We start from the raw sequence: 16439 nt of genomic DNA, 5'->3' as shown, positions 1-16439 counted from the left end.
TATCCAGCAAACAAACCGTAATAATATTTTTTGCTAAATTCATTATATTTGTTATAATATAAAAAATATCGTTTTCGCTAACAAAATCAGCGAAAACGATATTTTTCTTAAACGTTTATTATTCTTCCTTAAAATCCTTGTCAAAGTTTCACCTTATACCAAACTGACTCAGATAAAATAAGTGATGCTGTCTTTTACACTATTAATATGGAGGCAGTTAATAGAAAATCTGACTCCACAGCAACAGCCCAGCTCTTAACTACCTCAGCAACGTAACAATATCTTTTTGTGAAGCACTTTTTGCTGGCAGCCAACTGAAAACAATCCCGATGACGACGGACAATCCGAAGGCCAAAACAATCGTAAATAAATCAGGAGCTACATTTAGCGGCGTAAACATACTAATTAAAATACCAAATAGGACCGAGAAGAGGAAGCCAATCCCGCCGCCTAACAAAGTTAAACTGATTCCTTCCAATAGAAACTGCATCATTACGTTGCCACGAGTACCACCCATGGCCCGACGTACTCCGATTTCCTTGGTTCGCTCAGAAACGGAGATATAGATCATGTTCATCACGCCAATACCAGAGATAAATAATGAAATCCCGCCGACAACAGATACTAATAAGGTCACACTAGTTAATAAAGTTCGAATTGTATCAACCTGTCCAGCAAGATCCTCACCTTGATAGACTCCTTGATCTTTGTAAAAGCCTTCATCCTTCAGCGTATCAACAATTTTATTGCTGGTGTCCTTTACATTGACTGCATCAGATACCGATACTAAGATCGTATTGGTCGAATAAGTATCAAAATATTTCTCGTACACATTTTGGGGTGTTTCAGCTACGGTTAAATCGTTTTCCGTTTGCATTAACGCGTTTGACTCCCGATCCGCCATGATCCCCACTACTTCATAGCGATGACCGCCCAATGATACAGTTTGCCCCACTAGTGATTCAGGGTTTTCTTCGCGAATAATCTCGGAAGTTGTCTTATCGATTACAATTACCGGATTCTCATTAACATTATCACTGGCTTCAATAGAACGGCCATAAATAACTGGAGACCCCTGTTCATCCTTAATTAATTTGAAAAAGTTGTAGGAGTTGGATGTCTGATCAGCTTCATCAAAGGTATTTATCACATAATAATCACCGTTACTATAGTAATTATCATACTTTACACTTTTGACACCCGCTACATTTTCAATCTTATTAATATCTTCTTCCGTGAAGGCTTTTATTCCATTTTCATCAAAGGCTGGATCATTAGGCACGTAGTTGATAGATACTTGTCCTTCATACTGGTCTAAGCCAACAAAATCAGACATATATCCCTCGAAGGCCCGCCCAATAGAGAAGACAGTGATAACCGCTGACACCCCGATTACCAAACCGATCATGGTTAGAAAGCTGCGCCTTTTGTTCTTTCCGATGGATTTAAAAGCTGTCTTCCAAATTTCACTAAACCGCATGATGAACACCTTCTTCCAATATCTCGCCATCCTTAACGGTAATTGTTCGTTTGCAATAAGCGGCCGAATCGGGATCATGGGTAACCATTAGAATAGTAACCTTCTCCTCTTCATTTAAGCGTTGGAACAAATTCATGATCTCTACCGAAGTCCGGCTATCTAACGCTCCCGTTGGTTCATCGGCTACTATAAATGTCGGATTACCAACAATCGCTCGGGCAATTGCGACCCGCTGCTGCTGCCCACCCGAGAGCTGCTTAGGCAATTTATTATATTTGTCGGCGATTCCCACCTTCTCCAAGGCCTCCATCACTAAATCTTCTGTCTGGCTCTGCTTCATACCGCCATACAACAAGGGCAAAGCCACATTTTCCATAATTGTATTGTTGTCAATTAGTTGAAAAGATTGGAAGACAAAACCCACTGACCGGTTGCGTAAGGCAGATAATTTCTCATCATTGTAGCGATAGGCATTCTCACCCATAAACTTGTAGGAGCCTTCAAAATCTCCGTCTAAGAAGCTGATCGTATTGATCAAAGTAGACTTGCCTGAACCAGAAGGACCCATGACTGCCACAAACTCATGCTCATCAATAGTCAGTGAAATATCCTTCAGCACATGGATTTTCTCTTGATCCACTTGGTAGTATTTATTGATCCCTTCCATTACGATCATTCAACAGTCACTTCCATCCCATCTTTGATATCACTCGCATCCTTGATAATTTTGTCGTCTGTACTCACGCCGTCTCGTAAAATATAATATCCTTTACGCTTCTCAACCGTGACGGATTCCTCCTGAGCCTTACCACTGCTGACACTATAGACATAGTGGTTACCACCATGTTCAACCACACTCTTTAATGGTAAATGAACCTCGTTGCGAGGAATCAGAACTTCTACAGAATAACCAGCTAAAATCGGCTCATCTGGCACTGCAGTAAAATCATAGCTGACAATACCGCTTTGTTGGGTCTCACTCAAATCGCTATTTACTTCAGAAATAGTCTTGACTCTTCCCTTAACAGTCTTCTCATCATTAACACATTGAATATCTACTGTCTCTTCAAGTCTAACCTGTGAACGATCGTATTCGGTAACTGTCCCATTAATAATAGTTTCTTCACTCTTTAGAACCATTAGAGGTTTTTGCGGATTGTTTTTGGCATCCTCATCTAGGCTGGTAACGATGGCATTATCGGTTGCTCTGATTTTCTCGCCTCCAGAATAAGTGATAAGTTCAGCATCCTTTAAAACATGATCGCCATTTTTCACATGAATAGTTTGAACAGATCCTTTTTCAGGATTAACTAAAACCGTTTGTGTCCTGACTGGTTGAACCTGTCCTTTTAGATGCAAAGGGGTCTGTTTCTTCACCTCATATAATTCGATTGACTGGGTGTCTGCTTTGGCTTTTGCTTGCGTATTTTGATACAAAAAGAACCCGGTTCCTGCTATGATTAATGCACTTATCCCTATTAATACTTTTTTCATCTATTTCTCTCCTTGCTTTTTTCGAGTTATTTGTTGTTAAACCTTCTCAGAAGTAAAAATCCGATTAACCTTCTTCTTTTCGTTGCTGACAACTGTTTCACATACCTTTTCTTCATTACTACGTGAATCCAACAATACCTACTCTACTCCAATAAAATCCCTCCATTGTTTACTTACATCTACAACTTTAGATGCTGCTAGTTGGATTACTCGCTAATCCACTGTAGATAGCAGCTTGATTAATTTTCATTTATATCTCGCTTATCCACTTTTATATTGTATCTTTATCGCCGTTATCTTTTATCCACCCAGAGCGCTATCTTTTTCTAGGACTTAAGTTGGATGGACAAGCTAAAAAGAGCCAAAAAAGCTTTTATTCCAGCAGTTTTCGACCCCTTTTTATCCACAAAAAAACATTTACCCAGCGAATAATCCGTAATAATATTTTTCGTGAAATTCATTATATTTGTTATAATATAAAAAATATCGTTTTCGCTAACAAAATCAGCGAAAACGATATTTTTCTTTAACATTCCTTGTTGCTTCTCCTCAAACCAAAACAAAGCCTCACCTCAGTCGAATTCCAAAACACTCGATAGGGCAAAGGACACTTCTAAAACAAAAGCACCCTCCTCTAAATATGCGGCTGCTTTACCACCCTGTTTTTCCGCCAACTTTTTCACGATATATAAGCCTAAGCCAGTTTGACCATCTTTGCGACTAGGATCAATTGTATACGAACGTTCAAATACTTTTTCGATACTTCCGGCATCAATGGTATCCGTGTCATTTCTTGCCTGTAAGACGAGAAATCCTTCTTCTATCCGAACAGTGATCTCAAAATAACTTTTTGCATACCTTAAAGCATTCTGAACAATATTAATGAGTATTCGTTGTAAAGCTTTTTTGTCTGCATAAATTGGCGTGGCCAGCAATGACTCATCGATGGAAACAGCCAGAGCCTTATCTTCAAATTCTTTGTAAAAGGAAAACATCGTTTCAACTAAGACACTTTCTAAAGATAGTTGCTGCAGGAATAATCGATTATCTGCTGAATCAATTAAGGACATCTCGTAAAACTGATCAACGGTCATTATTAACGTGTCCACCTTGCTTTGGACAATATCCAAGTAAGCCTCTCTTTGTTCCAGTGTCAGCGAATCATCCCGCAACAAATCAGAAAATCCTTTTATCGAAGTCAACGGGGTTCTCAAATCATGGGAAATATTCGTAATCTCCTGTTTTAGTTTTAACGTTCTTTTTCGTTCGTTTTGCTGCTCTCTTTTGAAAACAGTAATGAGCTGATTCACGTTAGTAACAAATTCATTCAGCTCCTTATTGCGAAAATTACTTCGTATTAGCTCGTTGGTACCATAATCCTCAGTAATTTCCTTCAGCTGCTCCGTCATTTTTTGAGCGTCCCAGCGATATAAGACAAGCAAGGTGATACAGTAGCCCAAAAGTATGAGCAAACAACTAATAGCGATCCATACCAACACCCTCTACTCCTTTCTTATGCTCGGTTAAACAAGCATAAAACCAATGCCCCAAACGGTTTTAATATATTCATCAGAAGTAACTGCTGATATCTTTTTCCTGATGTTCGATACGTGGACACTGATGGTATTGTCATCTCCAACGTACACGCCTTTCCAAATCTTTTCATATATGTGTCTTTTAGAAAAGGCCTGCTCCGGACGCTGGATCAGCAGTAGGAGAATGTCGAACTCTGCATTTGTCAACGTTAACGGACACCCTTCTAGAATGGCTGTCAACTTGTCAGTATTCAACACTAACCCTTTCCATGACAATTCATTATTAACCACAGCATTTGCCGTTGATCGTCTTAATTGGACCTCCATCCGCACAGCCACTTCTTCTTCATTAAACGGTTTTGTAATATAATCATCCGCCCCGATTTTTAGCACCGACACTTTATCCGCAAGGTCCTTCTTCGCAGAAATAACAATGATTGGGACAAGGCTAACCTCTCGTATTTTAGCAATCAGTTCTTCACCGCTGATTCCTGGAAGCATTAAGTCCAACAGCACTAAATCAAAAGCCTGCGAATTAAGCTGCAACAGTGCCTCAGTTCCAGAGTAAGCAGCAATTGCCTCTAAATTATTTTTAGCTACAATTACTTGAAGCAGCTGATTGATTTCCTGATCATCCTCAATAATCAACACTTTCTTATTTTGTTCCATGCATCCACCCCATTAAAAGTACTCCCATTATTATCTTAAATTATCCCTATATAACTAGTTTACCAAATTATGCAAACTTGTAAGCAACTATTTGGTCTATACAGGCAAAGAACTTCCAGCCAAAGAAAGGATCACTTCTTTGACTGAAAGTCATTCGTTATTCAGATTGCTAGACACCGATAATTGCCATTTGTTCCAGCACTTCTCCAGTTCGGTCTTCAAAGGACTTTGCCCCTTTTTCGGTAAAAGCCAGCTCCGAAAGAATTTTGCCGTCCTTCATAAATAAGACGCGATCAGCTCTAGCAGCTACCTTAGCATCATGTGTCACTAGCAATATTGCGGTCCCCTCTTGATTGATAGCTTCCAGTAACAGCATAATCTCATCAGCTGACTTAGAATTCAAAGCCCCTGTCGGTTCATCCGCAAATAGAATAGCTGGACTGCTCATTAACGCCCGGCAAATTCCAGCACGTTGCAATTGCCCGCCGGATACCTTGGTTATTTCCCGATCCCCGAGCCCGCTAATACCGGTCTTTTTCATCAGCTGTTCTGCCTTTTTTGTTACATCAGCTAAATTTTTCCGGTTGTCTGTCACAACAGGAAGAATAATATTGTCTAGGATCGACAAATTCTTCAGCATCGTCGGCTGTTGAAAAATAAAGCCAAATTTTTGGCGCCGCATGTCTGCTAACTGATTTTCTTTTAAACCAGAGATTTCCTGACCGTCAAATTTGATTGATCCGCTAGTAATATCATCGGTACCGCTTAGTGAAAAGAGCAGCGTGGTTTTCCCGCAGCCAGACGGACCCATGATTACCACAAATTCTTCTCGCTCAATCTCAACCGATACTTGGTCTAAAATTGTCGTTTGTTCTTTTCCAATGTTGAAGCTTTTTACGATCTTTTCTCCTGCTATCAAATTACTCATAGTCTACTCCTTTATATGATCAGCGATTTTTATTGAAGGTATATCCAGCGTGCCAATCAAGGTTGCTCCAAATACACAGATTGCTACTACAGCTGGTGCAAAAATATAGGCAAATAATGGATTGATTTCGAAATGAAAACTTGATACGCCAAAAACCGAAATCAAGGCCACACCCACCAGCTCACCCAACGTATTCGCTAAAATAGTTCCAATCAAAACACCTATGATCAACACTACACCTGAACGAGCAATATACTGATATCGAATACTTCGATTGACAAAACCTAGTGACTTCAGCGCCGCAATCGTGTAACGATCCTTGGTCACCAGCATCTTCATGAACAAGATAGTCACCAATAGAACTAAAAGAATCGTCGCAGCAATAGCCGCATAAGAAGCTTTCTTGATTCCAGCAATTGTTGAGCCAAACGTTTGGCTGGTATACGCGCTGATATCTGCTACTTTGGCAAAGGAATAGTCCTTTTGAAATTGCGCAGTTTTCTCATTGGTTAAGGATGCCTTGGTAAAGGCTACAGGAATCGTACTCCACAAGACCGGTGAAGCCTCACTATCAACTGTAAAATTCGCTTTAGCTGTTTTCCCACCATTGGTAATATCAGAATAGATTCCTGAAACAGTGAACAGTCTTTTCTTCCCATCAACAGACAATTCCACAGTATCATCCACTTCTTTTTCCAAATCATCTGCCGATAATTTAGACAGAGCAATCTCTGAAGCTGTTCGTGGTTCATGCCCCTTTGAGTAGGCGATTGGAAATTGCGAATGGTCTCCTAATTCAACCTTTAAGCGTCGAGTTGCTTGATCATTCAGTTTTGCATCAAACATCCGACTAGTTAATACAGTGAATTTAGCAACACTTTCATCCTCAGACAGTGCTTGAGCAACGGTTGCTGCTTTCTCTGAAATATTTTCAGTCTGTTGAATATCAAAACGAGTGTCGCAGCGGCCGATTCCCATGTAAGTCATAAAGTTCTTAGATGAAATAGTATTGTGAACGTTTTGCGGAACAATCATTAAGAATATCGAGATAATTAAGACAAACAGCATCGTCAGATACATTTTCTTTCTAGCGATAATATCTTTAAATCCTAGTAAGATATTGGTAGAAAAAAGTCTATTTCTACTTAACGAAAGAAATTTCTTTGTGGTCTTTGTTTTTTCTTCGGGCGCTCCAAAACGAATGGCTTGGGCCGGAGATATTTTCTTGAATCGTCTGAGGATATTATTGGTATATAGCACAACAATACCAAAGATGACTAAGGCGCCAAGCAAGCCCGCGAATAACGCGAAAACTGGTGCCTTGCTATCGCCAAAATACAAACGGATATTTTCCATCAAGGGATTCTGCAACACGATTGCCCCGATATAGCCAAGTACACTTGCAAAAGCTGCCATCATTCCATATTTTGCCATGTATATTTTTTTGATTTCGGAGGTTCTTAGGCCAATTGCTTTTAGCACACCTATCTCTTTAAAATCTTCTTCAATTTTCGCCAGCAAAGTAAAGCGAATACATAAGAAAGTCACTAGGATAACAAGCAAGCTGACCAGAATCAATAGTGCAATCATCATCCCGTCATTAATGGCGTTGGCTAGCTTAAACAGCTGGTAACTGGTTGCAGAAGGCCCGTTGGATTCTAACCCTTCGGATAAATAAGCCGACTCAACCTCCCCGGATTTGCCAGCATCGCTTAACCGAAATTCAATCAGATGCTCCAGGCGACCATATGGTTCTATTTTCTGATAATCGTTTGGATGAACTAAAAACCGTTTGGAAGAGATCATTGCCGCATTCATCTGCGAATCTCGCAAGAAGCCTGCAACTTTAAACGAAACGCCATGCACCTTCACTGGATCTCCTTGTTTCGCTACGCCCTCTTTTAAATAATAGATCGGAACGTAGATCTCACCTTCCTTTGGCTGGATGATCTCGCCATTTAAATCAAGCAAATAATCGAACTGACTGCTTTGTTTAGAAAAACCGTTATCTTGCACACTATCCATCAATGAATTTTCGCCAATCGCAATATCTGAGCCTTCGATGTTCAGAAAATCTGCTGTTTGGTATTCCTCAACATATTCCTGCTCATCGGCAAATTGCGCCAGTCTCTCCTCATTGATATCTCCACTATGCATTTGCATCAAATGGGGCGTTCTGGCCTCTATCATACTGTTGTCTACCGCACTCGATAAATTCACTGCTAAAATAGTGGCTAAAGAGGTCAACAGCACCGCGAGAAAGACAAACATAGTAATCGTTAATGAGATTAGTTTATTGTTTTTTATATCGTTTTTGACTATTTTTTTATACATACTCCACCAACATTCTCCTTCTACCCTTAATCATTCAATATTTTTTTGACCAAATACTCTCAATCCAATTGCTATATACAGTACGATTAACCCCCCACTAATGACCCAACTAGCTGGCTGAACAGCAACAGTATGATTAAAGAAATCATTTACGGCATCCGCCAATAAAGCGGAAGGGAAAAATTGTGAGATCGGTTCATGTTTGGAAACCAGCGAGAATATAAATCCAGCGACTTCGTTGGATAATCCATACACGAAAAGCATAGATAAGATCGTGACAATTTGGCTAACACCCAGCATCCGCAATAAATGCCCAAAGGTAAAGGCACTGATTAATAATGGCAGCAAATTACTCACTGCAATGAGAAAGTCATTTAAAACTTGGGGATCAGTGGTAAATAAATTTTCCCCCAATAAGACAATCGTCAAAATATTTAAGCCAAATAAGAAAAGGAAAATGACTAACGTCAGCACTAGTTTACTCAAGAAAATCGTATTTCTGGTGACACCAAAAGAAATCGCTTGTTTCAGCAGCTCATTATCCTTACCGGTAAGAAATGAATTGAACAAAACAATGATGAAAAAGCTGATAGCGGTGGTAACAATCAAGGTGCTCAAGTAGTAAAGAGCACTTGTACTAAGAAACGCTTCATTGGAATTGCGATACATGACTGCAATAATCACCATCACCAGCAAGAAAAAGGCACTCGTGAAATACAAGCTTTTCTTGTGGAACAAACGATATCTTTCGCTGTTTAGGTAATTAATCATTGGCTGTCCCTCCTACCAGTTTCAAGAAATAGTCCTCTAACGTGACATCTTCCACCATTACCTCGGAAACGGAAATGCCCTCTCGATGCAATAAAGCATTGATTTCGGCCCCCTGATCTACATGGCTGTGAATGATGATCCAGCCATCTACCAAGCAGCGATAATCGATATCCCGGAAAGTACGTTCCAATAACTGGGAGGTTTTGGCACTGTCATTCACCTTGATCTTCAGCTGCTTTTTGCATTTGTTTTCCAAATCAGTTTTGCTGATATCTTCAACCATTTTTCCATCGTGAATAAAAACAAAGCGATTGGCTAATAATTGCAGCTCACTCAAAATATGGCTGGAAATCAGAATAGTGATCTGTCTCTCTTGGTTAAGTTCTAATAATAAGCGGCGAATCTCGTTGATTCCTTCAGGGTCCAATCCATTCGTCGGCTCATCCAGGACTAAACAATCAGGATTAGAAAGCAAACATAGCGCTAAACCCAAGCGTTGCTTCATCCCCATCGAGTATTGGTGAAACTTTTTCTTGGTATGTTCACTTAATCCCACCATTTTCAGGACTTCGGAGATTCTGGCCTTTTCAACAACCCCTCGTTGAATACGGAAATACTCTAAGTTTTGTTCCGCAGTAAAGTCGCCAAAAAACTTCGGCTCTTCAATCATAAAGCCCATCCGTTGGCGGGCTCGAGCATGTTCGTTTTTAGTTTTCCCAAACAATTGAATCTCACCATTTGTTGGTGCAATTTGGCCTGAAAGCATCTTGAAAAATGTGGATTTCCCCGCGCCATTTTTTCCAATCAAGGCACAGATCTCACCTTGCTGTAAAGCAAAATCAAAGGATTGAAGTGCCGTTTCCTCCTTAAATTCTTTATTTAACTGATAGGTTCTAATCACATTCTCCATCTTATGAACTCCTTGTTTTCTTTTGTTACTTACACTTTATCTTAGTTCCCGTTAATAATCTTTAAGCCAAACATAAAGAAATCATAAAGACTAAAAGATCAGCGTCCTTGGCGTGCTTAAAACCCCTAGCTAATTCTGCAGACTAAGAATTAGCTAGGGGTTTCATTTTTTCTTCTATTGTAAAGGAACACACATCCGGCAACAACTCGAAACCAGCGAGAAAAAAAGGCGAACAAAAATACCTGCCATAAAATTAGCGACCTAATCTTACAACAGGGAATTGGTTTTATTAACACTTCAATTTGCTCGTTCAATGCTGTCCTCTGGGCAATACTCGTAAAAACCTGGAGCAAATCGATAGCCCTGACCCCAAATGGTCACGACCATTTCTTCCGGCAGTCCCCAATTGCTAATTTTCCGGCGCACATTTTTGATCAGCACGGATAATTGGGATAAATGGGAATTGGTGGTTTCATCTTTCCACAGATATTGGCAAAATTCCTCGCGGGAAACAATTCGTCCTTCGGCACTGTACAGTTTTTCAAACACTTTCTTTTCGGTCTTGGAAAACGTGCGATAAAGCTGCGCGTATGTACCCTGTGAAGTATCTTCGGTGTTGATAGGGAAGGCAATCACCTTGTGATGTTCTCTGAAAGGGCGCACGTTTTCGGCTAATAATTCTCGCAACACATCAGTGGAAATATCCGGTGTTACCCAGCCAACGATGCCATGATTTTCCAGCATTTCCTTTTCCGCTAAATCAGGAATACTGTTCACCTTGCGCATTACCACACTGTTGGCTTTTTCTAACCTTGGCAACAGGTCCAGCACTTCCTTGTTAGTCAGATTTTCGCTAAGAATCACCACCTGATAAAAGTAGCAGGCAAAATTGCTGTCGATTGCTTGCTGCAGAAGCTCCAGCATTTTTGAGGAACAAAGTACTTCATGATTCAAGCTCTGCAATTTCCTTTGCAGCGGTTCTTCTGACAAAATGTTATGAGTTAATACCAATACTTGCATGATTTTCTCCTTTTCTGCATTACGCCATATTTTCTAATAAACGAATTTGTTCTTGAATGTCAAAGTACAGATAGACCGCCAAAACCAGGCAGACTGCCGCAATGACAAACAACGAAACATTTAGTAAATACTGCCACTTCGGTTTATTCAAGGTTTTGATTTTCTCCATATCGCCAAACAAGAAGAAAAAGAAAGCGATCAAAGCAATTGCGGCGATGACCGCTAGAATAATCATCCAACCATAACGTTCCATATGTTTCCCTACTTTCTATTAATGGAGAAGGATGCCCGAAAGCATCCTTCTCACCTGTTGCTTATGGTGTTCCTAAATCAACTATCCATTGCATTTGTCCTTTGTACAGTTGGCCTCTTTCACCAGAATTGGCTAGGAGATTCAACTTCACAGAGTTAGGATCAATCTCATACGTGTATTTCTCGTTTCCTTGACCACCGTTAGGAACTACAAACAATTCTTTCGAACTAGCGGCATCAGAATTAATTTCAATCGTCGAACTCAACGGATCAGCAACAAACAAGCTGCTTTCATCAGTCGGAGTAGACCAACCACCATTTACTGGAGTAGCTTTCCAAAGCTTTTTGTTTAGAGTTATCTTAGCACCTGATATGGTTTCAGTAGATCCATCTTTTTCTAATGGGTTAAATTTAGCAAGAAACTTCCATTCGCTAGTTACTCCAACATTTTCTAATTCAATGTCGAAATTGTCTGAAGCACTATGGGACAAGCTGTTAAACACGTTGTTATTTTCGGGAATATCAATCACACCGAAATTGAACTCCTGCGGTCTTTTAACGAAGTAGATGTTGTTTGAGCGAGTGTCGGTGGTGAAGCGAGTTCTTGCTGCTACATCTAATTTCGTCCATCCCATATCACTAGAACCTGGTGATCCAGATGCTGGTCCATTCATTACTCGATAGCGAACAAAATATTCTTTACCTTCTTCAAGTCCAACAATTTTAAAATTGATTTTCTTGTTGGCCGTATCAATTGAGGCAGCAGATTCTAGCTTCGGTCCTGCAGAAGTCGTAGTAACTTCTTGCCAAGAACCACCTTCTCCATTTAAAGAATAGTCAGTTGCATTATCGGTAATTTCAACTTTCACACTATGAGGATGTGAAGGGTCTCCGGTTTCTTGAGCTACTGGACCATCTGTACCACCAGCTGTATACTTACCACTGATTTCGGCAGAAGCATTATAGCGAGAAGCTGGAATAGGTGTCGCAACAGTAGGTGTTCGAAGTTCATTTTTTGTGTAAAAAACACTTTTTGCTGATTCGAACACGAATTGATTGTGTTCACTTGTACCATTAGCTACATATTTTCCAGCATAACCTTTTACACTCCACCAACCTTCGTATTTACTGCCTGGTATCAAGGACACGCTTGTTCCGCCACTGATATCGTAACCGCTAATTGCATTGTTCGTGATTCCCAAGCCATCAATCACAGATTGGATGTTCTTTGTTTTAGCAATAAAAGATGCGGTAGGAGGATCATTAAGGAATTCACCGGAACTAATGTATTTATCAGACTTCACCTCAATAGAGTTTGGATTGCCGTCCGCTTGATTATAATTTGGTGCCTGAATGAATTCTACTTTTTGACCTGCTGTTGTAGTCCACTCGCCGACAGCATTGTGCAAAGCTGCTTCATTGGACCAACCGCCTTCATTCTTTACCTGCCACTTAACCTGATAGTCGGTTTTAGTCTTCAAATTATTGATGTTCACATTAACAAGCTTACCTCCGTTTGCAGCTTCAGTTAGAACAAAATCGGAAAGATACACGCCATCCGCATTTGGTGTTGCAGTGACTGTTACAAAAGCCCCTCCTCTTTCTCTTATCTGAACACGAACATTAGCAAGATTATCCACTAATGGCAGTGCAGCGGCTCCTTGTGTGAATTCATAGCCACTTCCTATCTGTAACTTAGCATCATTAGCATGCTGAGGAATATGGTTATTAGGTCTACCAGGCCATATTCCCCCTATTCGATTGGGTGTTGCAAATTGTTTACTCCACTCCGACGGTACAAGTGTGCCATTTGCATCTGGAATTTTCACCCTTGCTTGATAGAGAGTTCCAGCTGCAAGACCATCTAATACAAGACCTCCTATCGCATAAGATCCTTCAGTTTGATCAGTGCCATGAGTCACCCTTTTGTTTTGGACTTGCTCTTCAGTACCATTCTCCCCTTTACGTAAAAATACTAGTCCGTCATCCACAGTTGTAGATATCCCACCAGTATATCCAGTTTGATCCAGTGTTGCTTTCACATTGTTAGAGGAGTCGATATTTACATTGGAAATTGTAGGTTTCTTTAAAGCTAACGGTGCCGCATCTGTATCAAATTCAGCTGTCTGTATATTCGAGAGATATCCACTGCTATTTCTCACTGCATATTTGATCTTGTAATTGGTGCTAGGTCTTAGCCCTTTAATGTTAAATGATACTTTTCTATCCCTTTTATTAACGTCGTAGTCAGTGTAGTAGTATGGCACTTGAGGAGTTTCACTGGTGCCTATTTGTATTCCATTAACTGTGATCTGGGCATAATTCTCCTTAGTATTATCATAAGGATGTTCAGTTGCTGCTTTATAGTCTCCAGTAATACTCGCAGTGTTATGCGCTTTGGTAATAGTAGGATCCGCATCTAGAGAAACAACGGTACGACTACGCCTACCAGTATATGTGTTATACACTGGTTGACCAGTGGTAGCATCCTTAAGCCCTACTCGGACTTGATAAATTGTTCCGGGATAAAGACCAGTGATTTCCATTCCATCTCCACCGTATTTTTTTGGATTTTGTTCAGTACCTGTACCAGTTTGGTGTTCTAAATCATGAATTCTCGTAGTCCAGCCTGTATCACTAGTCTTAACTTGTACTATTCCGTCATCTGCGTGGGCTTCTCCAAAGTACGTTCCGTTATTCGCCCAAAGTTTTGTCGGTTCATGGTTGATTGTCCAAGCTCTAGCCCAATCGTTGCTTTCTCCCTCTTCCCCCTGGGGCGCTTCAGGATAAGATAACGGCACAGCATTCGTTTTAAACTTTTGAGTAGTTACTACATTTGACAATTGATTACTGCTATTTCTCACTGCATACGAAATAGTGTACTCCGTTTTTGGGTTCAATCCGTTAATGACAAACGATACTGTTCCTTTCCCTGATCCTTTGTTAACCGTGTATCCAGTGTACCAGTATGGTACTTGAGGGGTTTTATTGGTACCTATTACTGTGTCACCAACCATTATCTGGACAACACTATCCGGATGTTCAGTTGCTGCTTCATATTCTCCAGTGATTTTTGCAGTGGTATCCGTTTGGGTAACTGTAGGGTTAGCTGTTAGGGAAACGACTGTCTTAGCGTCGTAGTCGTATTTATACACATATTTACCGTTAGCATCTTTGAGACCTACTCGAACCTGGTAAAAGGTTCCAGGAATTAAGTTGTCGACTACAGTTCCGTTATGATATTGTTTGTTCTGCTCAGTACCTGTACCAGTATTGTGCCCTAAAGTACTTAATTTTGTATCCCAGTTTGTGGTACTAGTTTTAGCTTGTACTATTCCAGGGTCAGTGTGAACATCTCCATAGTACTGATCGCCATTCACCCAAATTTGTTTAGGCTCCTGAGATATTGCCCAGGCGAAGTTATCATCTTTGACCGGTTTGAAACTTAACGGCATCTTCGTCTTAGCATAATAAGGCTTCAGTACCCCTCGCGACTGTGCGGGAGAATCAGCTGGAGGTGGACCGGGAGTTATTTGAAATCTTCCGCCATCAAATCCTCCTTCCATCAATTGAACTTTATCAAATAGCCAAACATAATATGTTTTTCCAGGTGTCAAATTGGTAGCAATAACTTCATCAGTTACGCGTAATGTATTCGTTGTACCTTCGCGATCACCACCTATTTCTTTTCTTATCGTAGCCCTCTTCCACACTTGATCAAATTCACCTGTTGGAAAGAGAGCATTCTGGTTAGTCCCGTCCCATCTATTTTGCCAAACGAAATCTTTATTATCACTGATAATCGCGTAGAATCCAGTATAGCTGAAATGAGAATACGTGTAGCGAAGCGAAAGCGTCAAACTTGTTTCACTTGCATTGATAGTTACAAAGCCCCCAGTATTAGGATTCGTCCAACTCGCAAATGGAGCAATACCACTCATCGTCCCCATTTCATTCAGGTTCCTCGGAATCTGAAAAGAACTGGTTTGCACTTCTTCCACTACTACTTGACCTAAACTGTAATGACCTTTATGCTTAGCAACTCTTGTGACAGATTCTTGCTGACTTTCAATCGAATAATCAGCCGCAAGTCGGTAATCATAGGTGCCTGCTTCTGATTCATTTTCGTCATAATCGAAGTTATAGGCATCAGTACTGATCACTTGTCCTTCTTCACTAACCTCAAAAGCCTTCCGTTCTTCCCAATCACCATCATCTTTTCTTCTTTGCAGAATCAATGCGGTCAATTTTGTTTGGGTAGTCATTTCGTTTTCTTCATTAATAACTGCTTGCAGCTGTCCTTTAATGGAAAACTCTTTTTTAACCTTTTTTTCTTCGAACGTCAAAAAAGGATGACCAGTTTCGTCTTCTTCCTCGGTTAGTTCTCGCTGGTCGTAGTCTTCTTCTACAATTTCTTCTTCAACAGTCGGTACTTCTTCTTCCACTTCTTCAATGGATTCGGAAGTAACTGTTTCTGGTTCGGGTATAGAAGATGCTACTGTTGGCAGTTCACTTGATGCAGTGGTTTGGGTTTCGGCCGTGCTTGATTCTTCGGTGGACGAAACGGTCACCGCTGCTGCAATTGAAGGGAGCGCTACGCTGGCGACTAAGAGCGCGGTCAAACATGCGGTGATGAATTTTTTACTCATGGTCTTCACGTATTTTCTGCTCCTTTCTTTTGCCTAAGATGAAAAAGAACAACCAAGCCAGTGATACGAGATACCCGAGTTGGGTTAGGACTTGATTGTATTGATCGTTGGTGGTAGGCAGGCGTTTTCGATCGGTGCCTGTGCCTGACCAGCCGCTTTGACGGTAAACGACTTCTTCACCGCTGGGAACTTCCCCAGTAATAGGTAGTTCGCCATTTGGTGCCGTAGGATTTACCGGCGTTTTCGGTACTTCCTTGGCTTCTGTAAAAGTTACGGAAACATTCGTTGTCTGAGCATCGGCTTTCAGGGGAAGTGTCGTCAACAGACTTGTACAGCACAATGTCAAACATAAGAATTGTTTCGTTCTTTTTTTCATAGGTTTACCTTCCTTCCTATG

Annotated in this window: 13 protein-coding genes; all 13 read right to left on the bottom strand. The window is 40.6% G+C overall.

What is annotated here, in order from left to right; all coding sequences use genetic code 11:
• Positions 1-259: 259 nt before the first annotated feature.
• A complete protein-coding gene (locus tag JZO70_RS12090; protein ID WP_207673829.1) occupies positions 260-1480 on the bottom strand; it encodes an ABC transporter permease in 1221 nt (406 codons plus the stop codon).
• Positions 1470-2156, bottom strand: a complete 687-nt coding sequence (locus JZO70_RS12085) for an ABC transporter ATP-binding protein (protein WP_207673828.1) — start codon at positions 2154-2156, stop codon at positions 1470-1472. The genes JZO70_RS12090 and JZO70_RS12085 overlap by 11 nt, the downstream gene beginning before the upstream one ends.
• Positions 2153-2974: an efflux RND transporter periplasmic adaptor subunit gene (locus JZO70_RS12080; protein WP_207673827.1), complete on the bottom strand. Its 822-nt coding sequence runs from the start codon at positions 2972-2974 to the stop codon at positions 2153-2155. Before JZO70_RS12080 ends, JZO70_RS12085 begins: the two co-directional genes overlap by 4 nt.
• Positions 2975-3546: 572 nt before the next feature.
• The gene (locus JZO70_RS12075; RefSeq protein ID WP_207673826.1) at positions 3547-4473 is read right to left on the bottom strand and encodes an ATP-binding protein; all 927 of its coding nucleotides are present in this window, start codon (positions 4471-4473) and stop codon (positions 3547-3549) included.
• A gap of 24 nt (positions 4474-4497) precedes the next feature.
• Positions 4498-5178 carry a response regulator transcription factor gene (locus JZO70_RS12070; protein WP_207673825.1) on the bottom strand — a complete coding sequence of 227 codons (681 nt, stop codon included), beginning with the start codon at positions 5176-5178 and terminating at the stop codon, positions 4498-4500.
• A gap of 169 nt (positions 5179-5347) precedes the next feature.
• A complete protein-coding gene (locus JZO70_RS12065; protein WP_207673824.1) occupies positions 5348-6106 on the bottom strand; it encodes an ABC transporter ATP-binding protein in 759 nt (252 codons plus the stop codon).
• A gap of 3 nt (positions 6107-6109) precedes the next feature.
• A complete protein-coding gene (locus tag JZO70_RS12060) occupies positions 6110-8440 on the bottom strand; it encodes an FtsX-like permease family protein (RefSeq protein ID WP_207673823.1) in 2331 nt (776 codons plus the stop codon).
• A gap of 30 nt (positions 8441-8470) precedes the next feature.
• Positions 8471-9211: a hypothetical protein gene (locus tag JZO70_RS12055; RefSeq protein WP_207673822.1), complete on the bottom strand. Its 741-nt coding sequence runs from the start codon at positions 9209-9211 to the stop codon at positions 8471-8473.
• Positions 9204-10121: an ATP-binding cassette domain-containing protein gene (locus JZO70_RS12050; RefSeq protein ID WP_207673821.1), complete on the bottom strand. Its 918-nt coding sequence runs from the start codon at positions 10119-10121 to the stop codon at positions 9204-9206. Before JZO70_RS12050 ends, JZO70_RS12055 begins: the two co-directional genes overlap by 8 nt.
• 297 nt (positions 10122-10418) lie before the next feature.
• On the bottom strand, positions 10419-11141 hold the full coding sequence (locus JZO70_RS12045) for a winged helix-turn-helix domain-containing protein (RefSeq protein WP_207673820.1): 723 nt from the start codon (positions 11139-11141) through the stop codon (positions 10419-10421).
• Positions 11142-11160: 19 nt separating this feature from the next.
• Entirely contained in the window at positions 11161-11394 is a 234-nt protein-coding gene (locus JZO70_RS12040) for a hypothetical protein (protein ID WP_207673819.1), read from the bottom strand.
• Between the two features lie 61 nt (positions 11395-11455).
• The gene (locus JZO70_RS12035; protein WP_207673818.1) at positions 11456-16042 is read right to left on the bottom strand and encodes a hypothetical protein; all 4587 of its coding nucleotides are present in this window, start codon (positions 16040-16042) and stop codon (positions 11456-11458) included.
• Positions 16035-16418, bottom strand: coding sequence for an EF2685/EF0750 family sortase-dependent surface protein (locus tag JZO70_RS12030; protein ID WP_207673817.1), 384 nt, complete (start codon positions 16416-16418; stop codon positions 16035-16037). Before JZO70_RS12030 ends, JZO70_RS12035 begins: the two co-directional genes overlap by 8 nt.
• Positions 16419-16439 lie beyond the last annotated feature (21 nt).

The organism is Candidatus Enterococcus moelleringii (assembly GCF_017377575.1).
GTDB classification, from domain to species: domain Bacteria; phylum Bacillota; class Bacilli; order Lactobacillales; family Enterococcaceae; genus Enterococcus_A; species Enterococcus_A moelleringii.
The sequence above is the reverse complement of the archived record's forward strand: the minus strand, read 5'-3'. Positions and strand labels throughout refer to the sequence as shown.

Bases quoted from the DNA above. Each gene is read 5' to 3' on its own strand.
- JZO70_RS12090 (WP_207673829.1), bottom strand. From the start codon at position 1,480: ATGCGGTTTAGTGAAATTTGGAAGACAGCTTTTAAATCCATCGGAAAG.
- JZO70_RS12085 (WP_207673828.1), bottom strand. From the start codon at position 2,156: ATGATCGTAATGGAAGGGATCAATAAATACTACCAAGTGGATCAAGAG.
- JZO70_RS12080 (WP_207673827.1), bottom strand. From the start codon at position 2,974: ATGAAAAAAGTATTAATAGGGATAAGTGCATTAATCATAGCAGGAACC.
- JZO70_RS12070 (WP_207673825.1), bottom strand. From the start codon at position 5,178: ATGGAACAAAATAAGAAAGTGTTGATTATTGAGGATGATCAGGAAATC.
- JZO70_RS12065 (WP_207673824.1), bottom strand. From the start codon at position 6,106: ATGAGTAATTTGATAGCAGGAGAAAAGATCGTAAAAAGCTTCAACATT.
- JZO70_RS12060 (WP_207673823.1), bottom strand. From the start codon at position 8,440: ATGTATAAAAAAATAGTCAAAAACGATATAAAAAACAATAAACTAATC.
- JZO70_RS12055 (WP_207673822.1), bottom strand. From the start codon at position 9,211: ATGATTAATTACCTAAACAGCGAAAGATATCGTTTGTTCCACAAGAAA.
- JZO70_RS12050 (WP_207673821.1), bottom strand. From the start codon at position 10,121: ATGGAGAATGTGATTAGAACCTATCAGTTAAATAAAGAATTTAAGGAG.
- JZO70_RS12045 (WP_207673820.1), bottom strand. From the start codon at position 11,141: ATGCAAGTATTGGTATTAACTCATAACATTTTGTCAGAAGAACCGCTG.
- JZO70_RS12040 (WP_207673819.1), bottom strand. From the start codon at position 11,394: ATGGAACGTTATGGTTGGATGATTATTCTAGCGGTCATCGCCGCAATT.
- JZO70_RS12035 (WP_207673818.1), bottom strand. From the start codon at position 16,042: ATGAGTAAAAAATTCATCACCGCATGTTTGACCGCGCTCTTAGTCGCC.
- JZO70_RS12030 (WP_207673817.1), bottom strand. From the start codon at position 16,418: ATGAAAAAAAGAACGAAACAATTCTTATGTTTGACATTGTGCTGTACA.